The organism is Terriglobia bacterium (genome assembly GCA_020073085.1).
In the GTDB taxonomy this organism is placed as follows: Bacteria; Acidobacteriota; Terriglobia; order JAIQFV01; family JAIQFV01; genus JAIQFV01.
This window is the reverse complement of the sequence record JAIQFV010000006.1, coordinates 20,739-40,034: the sequence shown is the minus strand read 5'-3', so window position 1 is coordinate 40,034 and position 19,296 is coordinate 20,739. Positions and strand designations below refer to the sequence as shown.

The 19,296-nt window shown below is 56.6% G+C and carries 15 protein-coding genes and 3 tRNA genes; 12 read left to right on the top strand and 6 right to left on the bottom strand.

The annotated features are described in order from the left end of the window. The first annotated feature begins 8 nt into the window (after positions 1–8). From sdhB to LAO21_07815, 4 genes are all read left to right on the top strand, one after another. Positions 9–776, top strand: a complete 768-nt coding sequence (gene sdhB / locus LAO21_07830; GenBank protein ID MBZ5552612.1) for a succinate dehydrogenase iron-sulfur subunit — start codon at positions 9–11, stop codon at positions 774–776. A 170-nt stretch (positions 777–946) separates the two neighbouring features. Beyond that, positions 947–1,168, top strand: a complete 222-nt coding sequence (locus tag LAO21_07825) for a hypothetical protein (GenBank protein ID MBZ5552611.1) — start codon at positions 947–949, stop codon at positions 1,166–1,168. A gap of 166 nt (positions 1,169–1,334) precedes the next feature. Further along, positions 1,335–2,858 (top strand): membrane dipeptidase, encoded by a 1,524-nt coding sequence (locus LAO21_07820; GenBank protein MBZ5552610.1) that lies wholly within the window; start codon positions 1,335–1,337, stop codon positions 2,856–2,858. Between the two features lie 92 nt (positions 2,859–2,950). After that, positions 2,951–4,597, top strand: a complete 1,647-nt coding sequence (locus tag LAO21_07815) for an AMP-binding protein (GenBank protein ID MBZ5552609.1) — start codon at positions 2,951–2,953, stop codon at positions 4,595–4,597. Between the two features lie 43 nt (positions 4,598–4,640). Here LAO21_07815 and mdh read toward each other — a convergent pair whose 3' ends face one another. From mdh to LAO21_07800, 3 genes are all read right to left on the bottom strand, one after another. Beyond that, positions 4,641–5,567 carry a malate dehydrogenase gene (gene mdh, locus LAO21_07810; GenBank protein ID MBZ5552608.1) on the bottom strand — a complete coding sequence of 309 codons (927 nt, stop codon included), beginning with the start codon at positions 5,565–5,567 and terminating at the stop codon, positions 4,641–4,643. Between the two features lie 318 nt (positions 5,568–5,885). Next, positions 5,886–7,130, bottom strand: a complete 1,245-nt coding sequence (gene icd, locus LAO21_07805) for an isocitrate dehydrogenase (NADP(+)) (protein MBZ5552607.1) — start codon at positions 7,128–7,130, stop codon at positions 5,886–5,888. A 161-nt stretch (positions 7,131–7,291) separates the two neighbouring features. Next, positions 7,292–9,232 carry an aconitate hydratase gene (locus LAO21_07800; protein MBZ5552606.1) on the bottom strand — a complete coding sequence of 647 codons (1,941 nt, stop codon included), beginning with the start codon at positions 9,230–9,232 and terminating at the stop codon, positions 7,292–7,294. 795 nt (positions 9,233–10,027) lie between these two features. Between LAO21_07800 and LAO21_07795 the strand changes: the two genes are divergently transcribed. The 3 genes from LAO21_07795 (at position 10,028) to LAO21_07785 (ending at position 12,988) form a co-directional block, all read left to right on the top strand. Continuing rightward, positions 10,028–10,297: a hypothetical protein gene (locus LAO21_07795; protein MBZ5552605.1), complete on the top strand. Its 270-nt coding sequence runs from the start codon at positions 10,028–10,030 to the stop codon at positions 10,295–10,297. Continuing rightward, the gene (locus tag LAO21_07790) at positions 10,272–11,111 is read left to right on the top strand and encodes a hypothetical protein (protein MBZ5552604.1); all 840 of its coding nucleotides are present in this window, start codon (positions 10,272–10,274) and stop codon (positions 11,109–11,111) included. Before LAO21_07795 ends, LAO21_07790 begins: the two co-directional genes overlap by 26 nt. A gap of 266 nt (positions 11,112–11,377) precedes the next feature. Continuing rightward, entirely contained in the window at positions 11,378–12,988 is a 1,611-nt protein-coding gene (locus LAO21_07785) for a M20/M25/M40 family metallo-hydrolase (protein MBZ5552603.1), read from the top strand. 548 nt (positions 12,989–13,536) lie between these two features. Here the strand turns inward: LAO21_07785 and LAO21_07780 are convergent. Continuing rightward, positions 13,537–14,742 carry an AAA family ATPase gene (locus LAO21_07780; protein MBZ5552602.1) on the bottom strand — a complete coding sequence of 402 codons (1,206 nt, stop codon included), beginning with the start codon at positions 14,740–14,742 and terminating at the stop codon, positions 13,537–13,539. A 488-nt stretch (positions 14,743–15,230) separates the two neighbouring features. Next, a complete protein-coding gene (locus LAO21_07775) occupies positions 15,231–15,926 on the bottom strand; it encodes a response regulator transcription factor (protein ID MBZ5552601.1) in 696 nt (231 codons plus the stop codon). A gap of 359 nt (positions 15,927–16,285) precedes the next feature. Between LAO21_07775 and LAO21_07770 the strand changes: the two genes are divergently transcribed. After that, positions 16,286–16,362 (top strand) — tRNA-Arg (locus LAO21_07770). Between the two features lie 361 nt (positions 16,363–16,723). On the opposite strand, the gene LAO21_07765 is transcribed toward LAO21_07770, so the two are convergent. Next, positions 16,724–17,224: a hemerythrin domain-containing protein gene (locus LAO21_07765; GenBank protein ID MBZ5552600.1), complete on the bottom strand. Its 501-nt coding sequence runs from the start codon at positions 17,222–17,224 to the stop codon at positions 16,724–16,726. A gap of 363 nt (positions 17,225–17,587) precedes the next feature. Between LAO21_07765 and LAO21_07760 the strand changes: the two genes are divergently transcribed. From LAO21_07760 to LAO21_07745, 4 genes are all read left to right on the top strand, one after another. Further along, positions 17,588–17,664: transfer RNA gene (locus LAO21_07760), tRNA-Arg, on the top strand. Between the two features lie 252 nt (positions 17,665–17,916). Next, positions 17,917–17,992 (top strand) — tRNA-Lys (locus LAO21_07755). A gap of 246 nt (positions 17,993–18,238) precedes the next feature. Beyond that, entirely contained in the window at positions 18,239–18,793 is a 555-nt protein-coding gene (locus tag LAO21_07750) for a sigma-70 family RNA polymerase sigma factor (GenBank protein MBZ5552599.1), read from the top strand. 64 nt (positions 18,794–18,857) lie between these two features. Next, positions 18,858–19,163, top strand: a complete 306-nt coding sequence (locus tag LAO21_07745; GenBank protein MBZ5552598.1) for a hypothetical protein — start codon at positions 18,858–18,860, stop codon at positions 19,161–19,163. Positions 19,164–19,296 lie beyond the last annotated feature (133 nt).

The following is a 19,296-nucleotide window of genomic DNA, read 5'->3' as shown; positions in this document are numbered from 1 at the left end:
GACCCTCCATGCCTGACGCCATAAGATTGAAAATCAAACGCCAGAAAGATCCCGGTTCCAGGCCGTACTGGGAAGGATTTTCGATCCCCTATCGGCCCAACATGAACATCATTTCGGTGTTGCTGGAAATTCAGGAACGACCCGTGACTGCTGAAGGCACCAGGACGACGCCGGTGACGTGGGATTGTAATTGCCTGGAGGAGGTCTGCGGGGCGTGCTCGATGCTGATCAACGGTCGGGCTCGACAGGCGTGTTCGGCCCTGGTCGACCAACTCTCTCAGCCGATCACCCTCGAACCTTTTTCAAAGTTTCCCTGTATCCGCGACCTGCAGGTGGATCGCAGTTCGATGTTCCGGAACCTGATTCGCGCCAAGGCGTGGATTCCCATTGACGGGACGTATCCGCTCGGCGAAGGCCCCCGGCTCCTGCCCAAGGTGCAGGAGGAGAGCTATCCGTATTCACGATGCATGACCTGTGGATGCTGCCTGGAGGTGTGTCCGCAGTTCATGCCGATCCGGACCGAGGAAGACAAGAAAAAGAATTTCGTCGGCGCCCAGATTTACGGGCAGGTCCGCCTCTTCAATGCTCATCCCACCGGTCAGGCCATTGCCCACGAGCGCATCGAGACCATGCTCGAGGAAGGCGGTCTGGCCGACTGCGGGAACGCCCAAAATTGCGTCAAGGCCTGTCCCAAGGACATCCCGCTCACCGACGCCATCGCCGAGTTGAATCGCGAGGCCGTGAAACAGGGGATCCTCGGCTGGTTCCATAAATGACCCGCACTCGGGTCCTCGGACAGCTACAATTTATTTGACATCCCCCCCCTACCGCGATAGTTTCTGAAAATCCTGTCGTGGTTCTTATTCTCTTAACGGGAAGTATTGACGAGCACCCTGGGACCCAGGCAATCCTGACCGTTCCCGACAATGATGACAATTGGGATCCCATGCTCTATTGGATTCGATACCTCTGGGTTGCGTCGCGGGGCTACCGGCTCCGGCCCTGGAGGTCGCCTTATCTTCGCTGGCGCATTGAGACATTCTCCGGTATTCACGCCGACGCCATCGATATCAAAACCTTCTGGAAGTTCATGTGGTCGTATCGCAAAGAGCTGGCGGCGTTCCTCCGCTGGTCAGCCGAGATGCAGAGATCTCACGGCATGAAATGAAATCCACAAACGCTCCCGCAAAGGACGCTGAAGAATTTCAAGTTTAAACCATTGGAATTCTCTGCGAACTCGGCCCCTCGGCGTTGACCCGCGTCTTGGGTTTATCGGGGCAGCACTCGGGACAATAATCAGTTTGAATCTGATCACAACCAGGAAGGAATCCCAGATGAATCGTCCTCGTCTTGCGTCAAATGGAAAGCTTTTGGTTCTTTTCAGCCTCATCACCTTGATGGGGATCCTTCTATCCCTCAATTTGAGCGGACAGCAGAAGCCCGCGTCCTCTCAACCGATCTCCGCTGAGGCCAAAAAGATTCATGATTCCGCGATCGTCATCGATACGCATTCCGACACCTCTTCGGAAACCGTCAATGGTTTCGATATCGCCACGAAGGACTCCAAGAATATGGAGGACATCGGCAAGCTTCGAGCCGGCGGGATGGGCGCCCAGTTCTTTGCGGCTTATGTGGGTGAAAAGTACGTGAAGACGCATGAGTCAGCCCATCGCGCTCTGGAGATGATCGACACCATCCGGTTCGACATCGTGGCGCGTCACCCCGAGACCTTTGCCCTCGCGACGACGGCGGATGACATCGAACGCATCCACAAGCAGGGCAAGATCGCCGCGCTCATTGGCATCGAAGGGGGCCATGCGATTGAGGACAGCCTCCGGCTGCTGCGCGACTATTATGCCCTCGGGGTGCGCTACATGACCCTCACCCATGTGAATACCAACAACTGGGCTGATTCGTCGGGCGACATCGATAAACCCGATGTCACCCACCATAACGGCCTGACCGATTTCGGCCGCGAGGTCATCCATGAGATGAACCGGCTGGGGATGATGGTCGACATCTCGCACGTCAGTGACAAGACCTTTTATGATGTCCTCGCCACGACCCGTGCCCCGGTGATCGCCTCGCATTCCTCCTGCCGGGCCATCGCCAATATTCCGCGCAACATGACTGACGACATGATCAAGGCCCTCGCTCAGAACGGAGGCGTCATCCAGATCAACTACGGCTGTGAATTCCTGTCCCAGCGAAGCGCCGACGAGGGGCTCAAGCGGTGGCAGGCGATGGATGCGCTTCAGGAGAAATACAAGAACGATCCTGAGAAGCTGAAAGAAGAACAGAAAAAGCTTATGGAGGACTACCGAAAGAATGTTCCCCCCGCCACGCTCGACGACGTGGTGGCCCAGGTCGACCATGTCAAGAAACTGGTGGGCATCGATTACGTCGGGCTCGGGAGCGACTTTGATGGCGTGACGTGCACACCGGTGGGATTGGAGGATGCTTCCAAGATGCCCAATCTGACGCAGGCTTTGCTCAACAAGGGTTACAGCGCGGAAGAAATCCGGAAGGTCCTGGGGGGCAATACACTGCGTTTGATGCGGGCGGTCGAGCAGGCGAGGGAAGCGGGGAGCACAAGAGCGGAGGTCTTCACCCCCGGCCGGGATGGCGTCTCAAGCCCCCAGTGCATTGAGAATTGCAGCTTTCCGCCAAGTTACACGGAAGCCGCCCGAAAACGGAAGATCCAGGGCACAGTCCTTCTTCAGTTCATGGTGCGTGTCGACGGGACGACGGATCAGATCGAGGTGCTCCGCCCGGTGGGTTATGGGCTTGACGAGATGCCGTCGACACGGTCAGAAAGTGGAGGTTCGTTCCCTCCTCCAAAGACGGAAGAGCTGTGAACGTCGTCGCCAAAGCCGAGGTCAATTTCCGGTTGCAATGATCTGCTTCAGACCGCTTTATGAATCGGTTTGACGAAGTGGCGGAGGACCGCATGTCCATTCCCGTCGATCCCTTTGACGGCTTCCGGGACATCTGCGTCGGCCAATTGCTCACTCGCCTGGCCGCGCTTCTCCCCCGTCACGAGGCGCTGATCGGTCCGGATTTGAACCGTCGGTGGACGTTCGCCGAGTTGGAAGCATGGGTTAATCGCCTCGCCCGAGGGTTGATCGCCTTTAACGTCCAGAAGGGAGACCGGGTAGCCCTCTGGTCGACAAACCTGCCGGAGTGGATTGCACTCCAGTTTGCCCTGGCTAAGATCGGGGCTATCCTCGTTACAGTCAACACCCAACTGCGTCCGAATGAACTGGAATTCCTGCTCTCGCAGTCCGAGTCCTCGATGTTGATCGCCTCGCTTGGTCTTAAAGATCTTGATTACATCCAAACCATCTACTCGCTTCTCCCCTCGCTCGCCAACACGGGCAGGACTGATCCCAACCATCCCAAGCTGGCCTCACTTCGAAGGATCATCCACCTCGGAACGGAGAGATATCCGGGAATTGTCCCTCTCGCAGAGCTCGAGCAGTCGGGATTAAGGGTCCCTCGGGAGGCGGTCCGTGCCCGGGAGGACTCGCTCCATGTCGACGAAGTCATCAACATGCAGTACACCTCCGGGACGACCGGGTTCCCGAAGGGAGTAATGCTGTCGCATCGGAATATCTTGAACAACGGCTATTGGCTGGGAAAGGGGCTGGCCTACTCGCCGGCGGACCGCCTGTGCCTTTCGGTTCCCCTGTTCCATTGTTTCGGATGTGTGATCGGGGTTCTGGGAGCGTTCACGCACGGCGTCGCACTCGTCCTGGTGGAGCATTTCGATCCCGTGAAGGTTCTCGATGCAATTGAACGGGAGCGCTGCACGGCTGTCTATGGGGTCCCCACCATGTTCCTGGCGATGCTCGGGCACCCGGACTTTAAAAAATTCAATTGCCGCTTCTTGCGTACCGGAATGATGGCAGGCGCCCCCTGTCCGGAGCCGCTCATGCGCCGGGTGATTGATGAAATGCATATCCCCGAAATGACTATCGCCTATGGCATGACCGAATCGTCGCCCGGGATTACTCAAACCCGGCGGGATGATGACCTCGCTCATCGCTGCGGTACGGTGGGCAATATTCTCCCCGAGGTCGAAGTAAAGGTCATTGACCCCCTGACCCGCCTCGATCTTGGCCCGAACAGGCCGGGTGAACTCTGTTGTCGCGGGTACGTCGTGATGAAAGGTTATTACAATAATCCCAAAGAGACCGCGACAGCCATCGATCGGGAGGGCTGGCTCCACACGGGGGACCAAGCGAGCCTTGATCAGGACGGCTACGTGCGCGTGACGGGACGATTGAAGGACATCATCATTCGAGGCGGCGAAAACATAGCCCCCCGGGAGATCGAGGAATTTCTCCTGACCCATCCGAAGGTTCTTGATGTGGCCGTCTATGGCATTCCGAATGAAAAGTGGGGGGAGGAAGTGGCGGCCGCCATCCGGTTGAAGCCGGAGGTGGAATGCACGTGCGTGGAAATTCAGTCCTATTGCAGAGAGCGAATCGCCTCTTTCAAGATTCCCACTACGCTGCGCTTCGTGGAGAGCTTCCCGACGACGGCTTCCGGCAAGATCCAGAAATTCAAACTGAAGGAGATGTTCGCCCGGTAGGGCGGACTTCCGAAGGGTTCCCCCTTCGGAAGTCCCATTTCCGCTAAACTCCGATAATACCGACCAGTTCTTTCACGGAGGCAGCGCTTTTCTTCAGCGCGGCGTCTTCTTCGGCGGTCAGCTTGACCTGAACAATTTCCTCCACACCTTTGGTCCCTAACTTCACGGGAACTCCCACAAACAGGCCGTTAATCCCATATTCCCCTTCCAGCAACGCGGCGCACGGCAGGATTTTCTTCTTGTCAAAGAAGATGGCTTTAATCATCTCCACGGTGGCAGCGCTTGGCGCATAGTAGGCGCTTCCCGTCTTCAACAGGGAAACGATTTCTGCGCCTCCGCCTTGAGTGCGCTTGACGATCGCATCGATCTTGTCCTTCGGCAAAAGCTCGGTGATCGGAATGCCGGAGACTGTCGAATAGCGAGGCAGCGGGACCATGGTGTCGCCGTGCCCTCCCAGCACAAAGCAGGAGATATTTTCAACACTCACCTTGAGCTCGAGGGCAATGAAGGCTGACATGCGCGCACTGTCCAGAATCCCCGCCATCCCGATGACCCGGTTCTTGGGGAATCCGGAAACCTTGTATGCCGTCTGAACCATGGCGTCCAGGGGGTTGGAGACGACGATCAGAATCGCGTTGGGCGAGTACTTGGCCACTTGCTCTGTGACCCCCTTGACGATCTCGAAGTTGGTCTTCAGAAGGTCATCGCGGCTCATGCCCGGCTTCCGTGCCAGTCCCGCCGTGATGACCACGATGTCGGAATTCGCCGTGTCCTTGTAATCATTGGTTCCGGAGGAATGGCAGTCGTACGCACACACGGGGCCCGATTCCAGCATGTCCAGACCCTTGCCCTGCTGCACGCCCTCCAGAATATCAATCAACACCACGTCGGCCAGGTGATTGTCCACAATCCGCTGGGCGGTCGTGGCGCCCACATTGCCTGCTCCTACAACGGTTATTTTCCTTCGCATGAATGCCTCCAGGCTATTTGGATTTCTCCTCCCTACAGGAAAGAACGAACATTGAGTTTCGAACAGTCAACTTCGAATGGGGCAATGGCTGATTGCCCGGGCCGCTCCTTCGAGTGCCCTTTGAAGGTGGCCGCGTATTCCCCCTCAGAATGCGATCGGGTCCAGCTTCTGAATTCTGACTTCCGGGTTCTGATTTCGAAACAGGGCCCACATCTGTGCGCCCCTACAGAAGTCATCCGACTTCCGACTTCTGACTTCTGGTCTCTGACTTCCGGCCTCGGCTGATGTCTGGAAACCCACAGAATTCTCTCATCCCCCTTACATATTCTCAATAATCGCGCTGGCAAACTCGCTCGACTTCAATTTTGTCGCGCCCTGCATCAGCCGTTCGAGGTCATAGGTGACCTTCTTTTGCTGGATCGTCTTGGCAAAGGCCGTTTCGATCAAGGTCCCCACCTCGTTCCATCCGAGGTGTTCGAACATCATGACCCCGGAGAGGATGAGGGACCCGGGATTGATGACGTCCTTGTCGGCATACTTCGGGGCCGTGCCGTGGGTCGCTTCGAAGACCGCATAATTGTCGCCGATATTCGCGCCCGGAGCGATCCCCAGTCCGCCCACCTGGGCCGCACACGCATCCGAGAGATAATCCCCGTTCAAGTTGGGAGTGGCCACCACCTGATATTCGTCGGCGCGCGTCAGCACCTGTTGGAACATCGAATCGGCGATGCGATCGTTGATGACAATCTTCCCGGCAGGCGCCTTTCCGTCAAAGTTCTTGGTGACCTCCTCCTCCGAGATGGTCTGCGCGGAGAACTCCTCCCGCGCCAGTTCATAACCCCAGGAACGAAAGGCCCCCTCGGTAAACTTCATGATGTTCCCCTTGTGCACCAGGGTCACCACTTTCTTTCCATGATCGATGGCATACCGGATGGCCCGCCGGACCAAGTTCTTGGATGCGGTGGCTGACATCGGTTTGATCCCGATGCCGGAATCCGGACGCACCTTCTTGTTCATCTCCTTCGCCAGAAAATCAATGATCTTTTTTGCCTCCGGGGTTCCCTGCTGCCACTCGATCCCGGCATACACGTCCTCGGTGTTCTCACGGTAAATAATGATATTCATCTTCTCCGGGGCCTTCACCGGCGAAGGCACGCCGGCGTAATACTTGACGGGCCGGACGCAGGCGTACAGGTCGAGCACCTGGCGCAGGGTGACATTCAAGCTGCGAATGCCGCCGCCGATCGGCGTGGTCAGCGGCCCCTTGATGGCCACGTGAAAATGCTTGATCGCCTCCAGGGTGTCAGCGGGGAGCCATTCCTTGCACGCGTTGAACGCCTTCTCCCCGGCATAAGTCTCGTACCAGGTGATCTTCCGTTTCCCGCCGAAGGTCTTGGACACCGCGGCATCAAAAACCCGAACCGATGCCTTCCAGATATCTCGCCCCGTCCCATCCCCCTCGATGTAAGGGATGATGGGATCATCCGGAACGAAAAGTTTATCATTGCTCAAGGTGATCGCCCGACCCGTTGAGGGCACGGGATTTCCATTAAAAGATAGCATCAGAATTCTCCGTCGTTGGTGTGAAGTTTAGATTTACTGCTTCTGTGACTGGCTCTGAGAACGCAGAGGCTGGCGAGATGAGGAGCCGGACCGGCCGAAAAGGACGTTGCTGAACCGCCCCCTTGCCACATTCAGACTGGGCCGCCCTGACCGCTCCCCCGTCAGTTTCCCGACGAGCCCTGCTTGATGTGGTTCAACAATCCCCCGGCAAGCAACAATTCGATCTGGCGTCTCGTGAAAGTATGCTTCATCTTCACTTCAAAATTCCGCGTCACGTTGCGCAGGCTGATGGACTGTCCGGATTCCACTTCCGTTCGAACGGAAGGCATCTCGAGTGCATCTCCCTGGTTGATGCGGTCATAATCGAGTTCATTTTCGAAGGTCAGAGGGAGGATCCCGAAATTGATGAGGTTGGCCCAATGAATGCGCGCAAATGATTTTGCCAGAACGGCCATGACCCCGAGGTACATCGGGGCCAGGGCGGCATGCTCGCGGCTGGAGCCCTGGCCGTAATTGGCTCCTCCGAGAATGAATCCGCCGCCGGACTCTTTGGCCCGATGGGGAAAGGTCGGGTCCACCCGTTCAAACACAAATTCGGAAATCGCCGGGATGTTGGAACGCAGCGGAAGCACCTTGGCGCCGGCGGGCATGATGTGGTCAGTGGTGATGTTGTCGCTCACCTTCAGAAGGACCTGGCCGCGCAGGGCCTCCGGCATGGTCCGGGCCGTCGGCAAGGGTTTGATATTGGGCCCGCGGATGACTTCGATCGCTTCGCCGCTTCCCGACGGCGGAATCAGCATGTTGTCGTTCACCGGGAATTTTACCGGATCAAGAACACTCGGGAACTTCAACTTCAAGTCCCGCGGGTCGGTGATCTCGCCTGTCAGGGCGCAAGCCGTGCAGGTTTCCGGAGAAGCCAGGTAGACTTTGGCATTGAGCGTCCCGCTGCGACCCTCGAAGTTTCGGTTAAAGGACCGAATTGACACCGCCCCGCTCGAGGGCGCCTGGCCCATTCCAATGCAGGGTCCGCAGGCGGATTCCAGAACGCGGGCCCCGGCCGCAATCAGGTTGGTCAGGGTTTTTCCGTCGCCCGCGATCATCTCGAAAACCTGTTTCGAGCCGGGCGTGAGAGTGAACGATACGCCGGGATGCACCACACGGTCCTCGACCATCGACGCCGCGACCGCCAGGTCATGATAACTGGAGTTGGTGCACGAGCCAACGCACACCTGCTGCACAGCAATCCCCTTCACCTCCCGCACCGGCACCACCGCATCCGGCGAATGGGGCTGGGCGATCATCGGCTCGAGTCGGTCGAGGTCAATTTCCAGGATTTCATCATAGCCTGCATCCCGGTCCGCCCCGAGGGATTGCCATGCCTCCTCCCGCTGCTGCGCTACAAGAAAACGCTTCGTCTGCTCATCGCTCGGGAAAACGGAGGTGGTGGCCCCCAACTCGGCGCCCATATTGGTGATGGTAAAACGATCACTGACAGAGAGTGAAGCGACCCCCTCACCAAAATACTCGACGATCTTTCCCACGCCCCCCTTGACCGTGAGTTGGCGCAGCATCTCCAGGATGACATCCTTGCCTGTCACCCAGGGCTGTAAAGAACCTTTTAGGTGTACACCGAGAATCCTGGGCATGGAAAGATAGAAGGGAGCCCCCGCCATGGCCACCGCGACGTCCAACCCGCCCGCCCCAATCGCGAGCATGCCGAGGCCTCCACAGGTCGGGGTGTGCGAGTCAGACCCCAACAAAGTCTGCCCGGGAACCGCAAACCGCTCGCGATGCACCTGGTGGCAAATCCCATTGCCGGGCCTGGAAAAATAGAGGCCATAACGAGCCGCGACAGACTGCAAATACCGGTGATCGTCGGCATTCATGAAGTCGGTCTGCAGCATGTTGTGATCGACATAACTCACGGAACGGCGGGTGCGCACCCGGGGAATCCCCATGGCCTCAAATTGCAGGTAGGCCATGGTCCCGGTCGCATCCTGCGTCAGCGTCTGATCAATCCGAATCCCGATCTCCTTGCCCGCCGACATCTCGCCCGAGATCAGGTGTTCTTTTATGATTTTCTGAGAAAGGTTGAGTGGCATGAATACCTCTGAAGCGGCAATTTCCGTCTTTTAGTGTGCGCTCAAAATCAATCGGCCAGCGCGTTCACGTTTTTATAGAGATGCCATCCGCAAAAGCGGGCGTCCTATCGAGGTGCGTTGCTCGGAGGGTACCGGAGGGAGTCTTGGTGCCGGGCGACTCTATCTTCCCCCAGTCAACCGCGAGATAATAGTCCATCGCAAAGAACGTTGTCAAACGATTCAAGGCGCAAAATCAGCCCTCTTTTAAGTGCCATTTCGCATCCGTTTCCCTACCGGGCCGGCTCCCGGAACAGAAGGGACGTGTGCTCGATGATCCCAGAATCAGGCCGCAGGCGAAAATGCTTGGACCATCTCTATTTCCCCTCCAATATGCATCGTAAACAAATGAAATAGTCATCAGAATTTGCTGGAGGTGCTTGCGAGGTTTCCGACTTCCAGGATGGGAGTGAATTTTGATTGTGAAAAAATGGCCAAACCCGCCCACACACAATAGGTTAGAAAAAACCGCTGTCAAAACCGCATCAAATTAGTCCAGATTGGAGTCAAAAACCAAGGAAAAATTCCCCTTTTTTCGCATGTTCAAAAAAGGTGTGTAAAATCCCGAATAATTCAAATAAATTCTACACATATAAGCCTTAGTGTTTCAATTAGATATATTGATTCAAAATGAACATCAATTTCAGTTTACTTTGGCCACTGGACTGCTGCAAATCAGGCATGGGTAGGGGTCTATTCAGGGAGTGGTGGGGCGTGACACCCATCAATTGACCCTGGAGGAAGTTGAGGGGGTATCTAATGCTCGAGAACCTCGTGATCGGCTTCACCGTGGCCTTTTGGATTGCAGGAATCAGCGCCCTCATTCTGTCGAAACTGATGTTGAACAAGCTCGCCAGATGGGCCGACAAAGGGAGCATACCTCCTCTCGAGGAACACCCAGGCGAAGTTCTTGCTCCACCCGAGCAAGCGATTCAGTTTCCCGGTTTTGCTTTGATTCCGACCGAACATCTCAGATTTTCCAAGGCAGGAGCACCCAGAAAGTTTGAAGTTCTCACGCATCACTTTTGAGGGCCGCAATTCGCTTCTGGTTCTTATCCTCATATCCACCCATCTCCTTTTAGCTTCCCCAAAGGCAAGCCAAACCCCTGACATCATTCTGCTGGCCGCTCACAACCAAGAGCAAGCGATGGCGGTCCGTGATCGGACGCGGTATCAGCAGGAACTGGCAGTTGAGCGCTTCAAGCTGGGCGCAAAGCCTGACGACGGCAACGCGGCCGCTGAGAAGGACTCCCGGAAGCTCGGGGAACGGACCACGGTGGTGAGTATTGAACCGGCCCCGACGGTTGATGCCCTGGGTCGCCGCGAGGTATTAGTTCGCATCGTCTCTGACACTGACGACCGTGGAAATCCCAAGCCGCATATTGATCCAAAAGGGCAGCCGGGAATACTGGTGGAAATTCTCTGGGACGAGCTGTTCTTTCCTTTGCAGGAGGAGAAGCTCCCTTTTCTTCAATTCGACGCCATCCCATCGGATGATTCTGCAGTCGTGCGGTACCGCTTCGAACCTAAGGTGCAGGCGAAGTCGCTGATCCTGGCTTCCGGGTCGGTTTCGATCGAGGCTGCCACCGGCAGGGTCAAAGAAATACGGATCGAGGCGCTGCACAACCTCCAGTCCATACAAAAACAACTCGCCAAACTCGAAAGTATCTCCGCTGAGATTCAGTATGAGCCATTTCGCGGCACATGGAATCTCCCCTCCTCGGCCACGGGCCACGGGGTCTCCCATTTGCCTCATCTGGATGGCTTCTTTCAATTCAAGTTCCGCGAATGGGGCCATGAGGCAGTCCTGGACATACCCGAGCCGCAAGGCGTCCAATTTTGAGCATCCCGGATTCGCCGCAAGAAGCCAAGAAGCATGGACCAGCGCCCGAATGGGGGAGGCCCCTTTGAGCGCGCTGCGCTCCCTCCCTGTAGACCTTTGTTTTCCGCGGGATTTTTTGTGATTCGAGCGCTTCCTCGAGCACATTCCTGAACTTGAGCCCTCGTAACCGAAAGGCCTTGGCGCTCGTCCTCTGCCAGGTAAGCCTCAGGTATCCCTCTGGAATGCACTGCAATAGAATCCGGACATCGTCTTTTCAGGAGAAGAAAATGCATCGACGCCTCATTTGTCTGACGGTGGCAGTACTGTTCACCCTGCAATCCTTCATCTGCTTCGCACAAGACGCGGCGACGCTTGAAGTCGACAAGAAGATCATTGAGAACGTGAAAGATCACTCCGAAGTCATGCAAAACCTGGAGTATTTGACCGACATGATCGGTCCCCGGCTGACGGGGTCGGATCGATTAAAACGCGCTGAGGATTGGAGCCGACAGCGATTTGCCGATTACGGCTGCGTGAATGCCCATTCGGAAAGCTGGGCTTTCGGCTTGGGATGGAGCCGCGGGACCGCCACGGGACGCATCCTCACCCCCAACGGAATTCCACTGACGATCGCTTCATACGGCTGGGCTCCAGGAACCCCGGGAACGGTCACGGGTGAGTTGATCTACGTGAATGCGCCCAAGGTGGAAGACCTCGAGAAGTATCGAGGGCAGTTGCGTGGAAAATTCGTTATCACGCGCCCACCCGCGGATCTTACCCGGCCCTTCGGACCTCCCCCTGAAGTTATGCAAGGTCGCCCGGGCGCCCCTCCCGGTCCTGCGGCTGGCCCGCAACAACCTCCGGCACCCGGGGCTCCGGATAAGGCGGCCCCTCCACCACAGCCTCCACCCCCACCGAGACCGCCGATGAATTACGAGCAGATGCGACAGATACGGGAAAAGACGACGCAGTTCTTCAAAGACGAGGGTGTCCTGGTGTCGATCTCCGACTCCGGAAAAGATCATGGATTGCTCAACATGGGCGGACTGGGCGGAAAAGACCCGAATGCCCCCGTCATTCCTTCGGTCTTTGTGACTCACGAAAACTACACGATGCTGTGGCGGCTTCTGGAGCGGAAGCAAAAAGTCGTTCTGGAGATGAACATTTCCAACTCATTTACCTCCTCTCCCGTGGAAGCCAAAAACACAGTCGCTGAGATCCGCGGCTCGGAAAAACCCGATGAGGTAGTGATTCTTGGCGGACATCTGGATTCCTGGGACCTGGGCACCGGAACCACGGATAACGGTACGGGGACAATGTCCATCCTGGAAGCGTGCCGCGTATTGAACGCGGTGGGCGCCAAGCCGAAGCGCACCATTCGTTTCATTTTCTTTGAGGGTGAAGAGGAAGGGTTGCTGGGTTCAAAAGCATACCATGACGCCCACAGGGACGAGATGTCGAAGGTGTCAGCGGTCCTGGTTATGGATATCGGGACGGGCCGGCTTCGCGGCATCGCCCTTCAAGGGCGCGACGACGTTCGACCCACCATGGCCGCTGTATTGGCTCCCGTGAATGACCTCGGCCTGCAGGAAATCAATCTCCGCAACCAGGGAGGGACTGACCATCTCTCTTTTCTTCCTTCGGGCATCCCGGCGTTTGCCTTCATCCAGGATCCGGTGGAGTACGGGAAGACCCATCATTCCCAGTCCGATACCTTTGACAAGGCCAAGAAGGACGACCTGATTCAGGCCTCCACCGTGCTTGCCGTCGCGGCTTACAATATTGCGCAACTCCCTGACCTGCTGCCTCACCGTGTTCCTCCACCTCCATCTCCGGCCCCAGTGCCCGCCGCCCCGTCCAATTCGAATTTGCCGGCGGACCCTCCTACTAAACGCTAGACCCCGTTTGATGAAGCGGGGCGATGTGCTGCGGCACATTGCCCCGCCTTTCGAAGATTCACGGGCCGAGGATGCTCCGGCCCGCCCTCCGTGCGGGGAGCGAGACGGGGCTCGAGATGAGAATATTTTCAGGTTAGGTCCGGAGGACCGATCGAATGTAGCCCCGTCTGAGCCCCGCGCTTTTTCTCTTTGCGGGGCGAGGGCGGGGTACCCATGAGAAAAAATGTGAGAGCCCCGGTTGCGGGGCGATAGACTCCTCGCGGGAGAGCAAGGTGGGCTCGCGGATGAGACTGGATTCAGATTTCCTCCGGAGGGCTTCCCGCCTGGGACCCTTCCCGGCACAAGACCGGAGACAACTTCTGTCAGCCCTCCGATCTCTGACCGGAACAAGATCCCAACATTCCCTCAAATCACGCTACAACCTCCAGCTTCAAAAAGCTGCTTGAATGGCCTTCGCTGATCAATGTGCTCTCGGGTTTGGGGTGCGTCCAACAGGAGCGGTTCGAGCCCGCTCCTGTCCGACGCCGTGACGAGGGGAGAGGGAAGGTCTATTGGACTTTGAATTTGCTGTAGGGAAAAATCTGGGGCTTCTCTTCAATCTCAATCGCGACTTTCTCCGCGACGGCGACCCCCTTCCCTTGTTGGTCATCGCTCAATGGGGCGGCCCCTGCCATGAGGGGAGCGGCATGGATGATCGCGCCTTCCTGGGCCTTCAGAAAGACGAGGCGGTTCCTGTCTTGATCAAAATCCACCCGGATGAAGTCACCCAGCGTGACCTGATTCGTCGCGGTCAGATTAGCGAGCGGGAAAACGATGTGTCGCTCAATGGTCCGCTTGAGCGGGCGAGCCCCGTATTGCGGATCGGTCCCTTCCTTCAGCAGGAATTGTCGCGCGGGTTCGGAACAATGGAAGACAAACTTGTTTTCGGCCTGGGAGTTCAGGATCCGTTGCTGAACCTGTCCCAGCTCGATGTCCAGAATCTTTTCGAGATGCTCCGGTCTCAGGGGCCGGAAGACAATCACCTTGTCGATCCGGTTCATGAATTCGGGTGAAAACTTGCGCTTCGCCGATTCCACCGCCGTGTGGTAAATGGAAACGTCGGTCTCATCGGAGTCATATTTCTGGGTGGCGCTGGCAAACCCCAGCCCGGTGCCCATCATCATGCGGCTGATTTCGCTGCCTCCCAAATTCGAGGTCATCACGATGATGCACTTGGAAAAATCGACGCGCCGGTTGTCTCCCAGCGTGAGGGTGGCTTTGTCCAGGATGCCCAGCATGAGTTTCCACAAGGCGTCACTGGCCTTTTCAATTTCGTCAAACAGCACCAGCGTCAGATGCATGCGGTCGCTGTGGAACTGGTCCAGCGCCTCCTGCGTCAGCGCCGGCTGGGTCTCGCGGTGCCCCAGATAGCCCGGAGGCGACCCCACCAGTTTGGCAATCTCATGGCTGTGTTGGAACTCCCCGCAATCCACCTTGATGAACGCGCGCTCGTCGCCGAACAAAACGTCGGCGGCTGCTTCCACGAGACGCGTCTTCCCCGAGCCCGTGGGGCCCAGGAAAAGAAGGTTTCCAATCGGACGGCCCGGGACGGTCAGGCCCGACTGGTAGATTTGAAAGAGTCCGGACATGCGGCGCACCGCCCGCTCCTGCCCGACGATGCGGTCGTACAGCTTGTCCTCAAATTCCCGCACCTGCTCACTCTTGAGATCAGGATTAAGTTCGCCAAATTGACTGGTGTTACTGTTCGCTTCCATCTTCTTCTTGTTGCTCCTTGCGCATCACCGGAAGGCGATGCCCTATTTCCATTTATCTATCGTCATAAGAGGACGGAGCATTAGCTAAAAATTGTATTTTTTTCGGACCACCCTTTTTCCTGGCCCGAATTCCTGTCCTATGCATCGACTCGACGGCGTTCCTGAGTTCTCCTCTCTCAATCGATTCACTCCATTTAGATGCCTCATCGAAGCAAGGGTTAAGTCGTTGAATATAAAAAAATACCATCAGCGCCTGGCATCCCTCCAGGCCACAGCGCGCATCGAAATGGCGCTATTTCCGCTTTCGCTTGCCACGCTCCCGGGGACCCCGCCAACCTACCGACCGGTCGGTATTCCAGACCACGGGAATCGCCCCCCAAACTGAGACGGCCCTTGAATCCCAGGGCGCATGGTTATTCAGAAGAGATTTCTTGAATCGTCCGGCGACGACTCAGCCAGGCAAAATGGAAGGAAGGGTGAATGGATGGCTAAACGAGTTTGTAGCCGACGCCGTACACCGAGATGATGTACTGGGGGGCGCTGGGATCCTTCTCGATCTTATTGCGCAGGCGGTTAATATGCGTATCGATGGTCCGGTCGTAACCCTCGAAGGTGTATCCCCAAACCGCATCCAACAACTGGTCCCGCGAGAACACGAGTTCAGGGTTCTGCATGAAATGCTTCATCAGGTCGAATTCTTTTGGAGTCAGGGTGAGGGCCTTCTTCTTAACGAGGACTTCCCGGGTATTGAGATCGAGCAGGATGTCGCGATGCTTGAGCTGGGGCTGTTTTGAAACCAGGACGGCATCCTTTTCGGCCCGACGCGCCACGGCCTTCATGCGCGCCTCCAACTCGCGGAAGCTGAAGGGCTTGGTAATATAGTCATCCGCACCCAGCCCGAGGCCGAAGACCTTGTCGCCTTCGTCGGACTTGGAAGTCAACATAATGATGGGAACACGGGGGTTGATCTTGCGGATGGCCTTGCAGACCTCGTACCCGTTCATCTTCGGAAGCATGATGTCGAGGATGATGAAGTCCGGGGTTTCCTTCTTGGCCGCCTCCAGACCGCTGGTCCCATCAAAGGTACTGACGACCTGGTAGCCGGCCTTCTTGAGATAAATGGAAATACCGGTAGTGACGCTGATGTCGTCTTCAACCACAAGAACTTTTGAAATTTGGCTCATCGATATCCGGCTGAGGATCCCTTCCTCAGAGCTGGTGAGGACACCACTCTACAAAAATTCTCCTTATTTTTCAACACATAATACAGCAATCTTTTTCCACCGGCCTGCCATGGCCTGCTCCCGTCCGGGGAAAATGCGTCTGCAGACCCCACACCCGTGGGCGGACTGGCTTGCGGCTCGATTCATTTTTCCAGCCGGTTGAGACATCTTTTTCCACTCGGGGGTGACCTGCTATTCCCCTTGCGGATGCTGTTGTCTGCCGATTCTGAACCCGATAGAAATTTCCCCCAGTCTCCGACGGTCAAGACTTGCCGCCCCGTCTCGAGTGCGCTAGAATTTGACCGGCGTCAGATGAGAGTGCGCCTGTAGCTCAGGTGGATAGAGCATCTGCCTTCTAAGCAGAGGGTCGCCCGTTCGAGTCGGGCCAGGCGTACCAACTCCTGCGGAGTAAATTCCAAATTCCAAACGCCAAAATCCAAATAAAACCCAAAATCCAAATAAATCTCAAAGTCCAAAAGGACGTCAGGAACACAGACTTCAATTGAGGAGTTGTGTTGGTTGAAGACCTCAGAAGTGACGGATCAATCCCCCCAACGGCAGTTGGGGGAATATTCAGATCCAGTCTACAGACGGACCTGGCGCCTCAGCGGTCAAATTGCCGGGTGGGCCCCAAGGAATCGAGACAGCCTCCGACCCAGAATCACGTGATTATGGTGGTGGCCCTCCACCACCTGCGGGATCATCGCAGGCTTCCAGGTCTTAGCAACAGCCCCCAGGGATCTGATACGTCTCCCGGCTCACTTCAGCAACTCCGGGTGTCGAGGCCGAGATGCGGAGCCGATCAGTTCAAAAATTGCCCGTTCGACGCGGGAGATAGTTTCGGGGGAGGCCTCTCGTTCGTAGACCGGAAACAAGGCGCGCTCTTCCTTGCGGATGTGCGCCTCAAGAGTGTCGGCGAATTCCGTCAGTGCTGACACCAGCGACTCGCCCCCGCGATCCCGCAGTTGTTTGACAAGGCGATCCATCTTCCGATGTTCAGCGAGCAGTTCGTCAAGAATCTCGCGGGCCTCGGCCATGTCGCGCATCTCGGGGAACAAGAACCTCTCTTCGGCTTGAAAATGAACGACCAGTTCGGTCTCGAAAAACTCAATGGCATGGCCCACCTTTATTCGAATCCAGTCCCGATCCGTGCGATGCTCGGGCAATCCCTTGTGAATCCGCAGGCACAGTGTCAGCGCATAGTGATGCTCGCGAGAAAGCGGGACCAGACTATTGTGACGCCGGGATCTTCTCTTCAAGTCCCTCCTTCCTTGACTTTCCACGAATCCCTCCTGCTCAAGCTCCGGCTAGACACTCAGAACGAAAGTGAGCGCCTTTAAGGCGGCTCGAACGGGGTAACAGTATTCTATGCCCATTGATTATGGTCGAGTCGCACAGTAAGTCGCCATGACATAAGTCACGAACGGGAGTGTCCTGGGGCGTGTCCAGAGGGCTGGAACTTGTCCGCCGCAGGCGGATTGGAGTTTGGGTTTTGTTTGGATTTTGTCCGCCGGGCTGGCTTGGAATTTGGATTTTGAAATTTATTTGGGTTTTGGTTATTGGACTTTGGAATTTACTCGGAGGGCGTTGTTGGGTTAAAATTCAACGCTGGTTTTTCGTGTGCGCCTGTAGCTCAGTTGGATAGAGCGTTTCCCTCCGAAGGAAAAGGCCGCTGGTTCGAGCCCAGTCAGGCGCACCATGAATTGGGGAGAGAGGCTGGAGGAGGCTTGGTACGAACGCATCCACCACCGCCGATCAAGGGATTTCATTTCGGATTTGAGATTTCGGATTTCGGACTCTTGGTTCGCTTCTATTCTCAAATCTGAATTTTCAGATTTTAGATATCAGCTTCTTTGTTCGCTTATTCCAGCTGTAATCCCGGATACCAGGACCGGTCGATTTTTTGTTTTACAATTTCATCATTCCAGTTTAAGTTCTTTACCCGCTCTGGGGGCCGCTAGCTCAATTGGCAGAGCAACTGACTCTTAATCAGTAGGTTGTAGGTTCGATTCCTACGCGGCTCACCAACACTCATTTTTCCTTTCATTGGCTCGTCCACTTCTTCCCTCTTGGCTCGCCTCGCATTCATCGAAAATGGAGATCCAAAAAAGAGGGACAGACACCTGCTTTGCTGCCATTCTGCGATATTGCTTAAGAGAAGGTGTCTGTCCCTAACCCAGGGTCAACACAAAGACTCCCCAAATATTCTACAATATTCACCCACCCCCATTCGTCTACAACTATGGATGAGGGACGCAGCGAGCCTGGAGCCCATGAGCCTCAAACAGGACCGGGGGATATCAGAGGTGGTCAAGCGGGAGCAATCCCGGCTGCGCAACTTCATTCGGCGGCGGGTGCCTGACCCGCGCGATGCCGAGGACATCCTGCAAGAGGTTTTCTACGAGCTGGTGGAAGCGAACCGCCTGCTGATGCCGATCGAGCACGTTGCCGGCTGGCTCTTCCGCGTCGCGCGCAACCGCATCACCGATCTCTTCCGCAAGAAGACGCCGGGGAGCTTCAGCGATGCCGCCGTGGCCGACGACGAAGAGTTGCTCCGGTTGGAGGACTTGCTGCCTTCGCCCGATGCCGGACCGGACGCTCTTTACATCCGCGGCGTGCTCCTCGACGAACTCGAGTTTGCGCTCGATGAGCTGCCAGAAGCGCAGCGCCAGGTGTTTGTCGGGCACGAGATCGAGGGGCGCAGCTTCAAGGAGATGGCCGCCGAGACCGGCGTGAGCGTGAATACGCTGCTCTCGCGCAAACGCTATGCGGTGCTGCACCTGCGCGAACGACTGCAAAACATTTACGACGAATTTACGAAAGCGTGAGGGACTGAATATGAGACCGAGAGTGAAAAGACTGATTTTCATCGCTCCACTGGCGATCCTGGGGATGCTGCTCTTTGTCGCCCTTGGCGGCGAACTCGTGCTGCAACTGTGGAATTGGCTGCTGCCGCCGCTCTTCGGCTGGCGCCCGGTCACCTTCTGGCAAGCGCTGGGCATCCTGGCGCTGTGCCGCATCCTCTTCGGCGGACTTGGAGTGCGCAGTTCCGGTCGCTCCAATGTGCGCCGTCGCATGAAAGAGCGCATGACCGAGCGCTGGGAGCACATGACCCCTGAGGAGCAGGAACGGCTCCGGCAAAGCTGGCGCGGACGTTGGGGCTTCTGCCCATCCCCCGGCGAGACCAAAGAGCCTTGAGGCCGCCGGTCCCCGGACGCTGTCCCAAGCAGGGATCGCTGAAGCTATGCGGTATCCGGCAGAAGGACACCTCGAAAGGTGTAGTATTAACTCTGGAAACATAACGAAGAACCTGACAACCCGCTGCACCCGG

What these genes read in the sequence shown, in the direction of transcription:
- sdhB (MBZ5552612.1), top strand. Translation starts at nt 9, where the DNA reads ATGCCTGACGCCATAAGATTGAAAATCAAACGCCAGAAAGATCCCGGT.
- LAO21_07825 (MBZ5552611.1), top strand. Translation starts at nt 947, where the DNA reads ATGCTCTATTGGATTCGATACCTCTGGGTTGCGTCGCGGGGCTACCGG.
- LAO21_07820 (MBZ5552610.1), top strand. Translation starts at nt 1,335, where the DNA reads ATGAATCGTCCTCGTCTTGCGTCAAATGGAAAGCTTTTGGTTCTTTTC.
- LAO21_07815 (MBZ5552609.1), top strand. Translation starts at nt 2,951, where the DNA reads ATGTCCATTCCCGTCGATCCCTTTGACGGCTTCCGGGACATCTGCGTC.
- mdh (MBZ5552608.1), bottom strand. Translation starts at nt 5,567, where the DNA reads ATGCGAAGGAAAATAACCGTTGTAGGAGCAGGCAATGTGGGCGCCACG.
- icd (MBZ5552607.1), bottom strand. Translation starts at nt 7,130, where the DNA reads ATGCTATCTTTTAATGGAAATCCCGTGCCCTCAACGGGTCGGGCGATC.
- LAO21_07800 (MBZ5552606.1), bottom strand. Translation starts at nt 9,232, where the DNA reads ATGCCACTCAACCTTTCTCAGAAAATCATAAAAGAACACCTGATCTCG.
- LAO21_07795 (MBZ5552605.1), top strand. Translation starts at nt 10,028, where the DNA reads ATGCTCGAGAACCTCGTGATCGGCTTCACCGTGGCCTTTTGGATTGCA.
- LAO21_07785 (MBZ5552603.1), top strand. Translation starts at nt 11,378, where the DNA reads ATGCATCGACGCCTCATTTGTCTGACGGTGGCAGTACTGTTCACCCTG.
- LAO21_07780 (MBZ5552602.1), bottom strand. Translation starts at nt 14,742, where the DNA reads ATGGAAGCGAACAGTAACACCAGTCAATTTGGCGAACTTAATCCTGAT.
- LAO21_07775 (MBZ5552601.1), bottom strand. Translation starts at nt 15,926, where the DNA reads ATGAGCCAAATTTCAAAAGTTCTTGTGGTTGAAGACGACATCAGCGTC.
- LAO21_07750 (MBZ5552599.1), top strand. Translation starts at nt 18,239, where the DNA reads ATGAGCCTCAAACAGGACCGGGGGATATCAGAGGTGGTCAAGCGGGAG.
- LAO21_07745 (MBZ5552598.1), top strand. Translation starts at nt 18,858, where the DNA reads ATGCTGCTCTTTGTCGCCCTTGGCGGCGAACTCGTGCTGCAACTGTGG.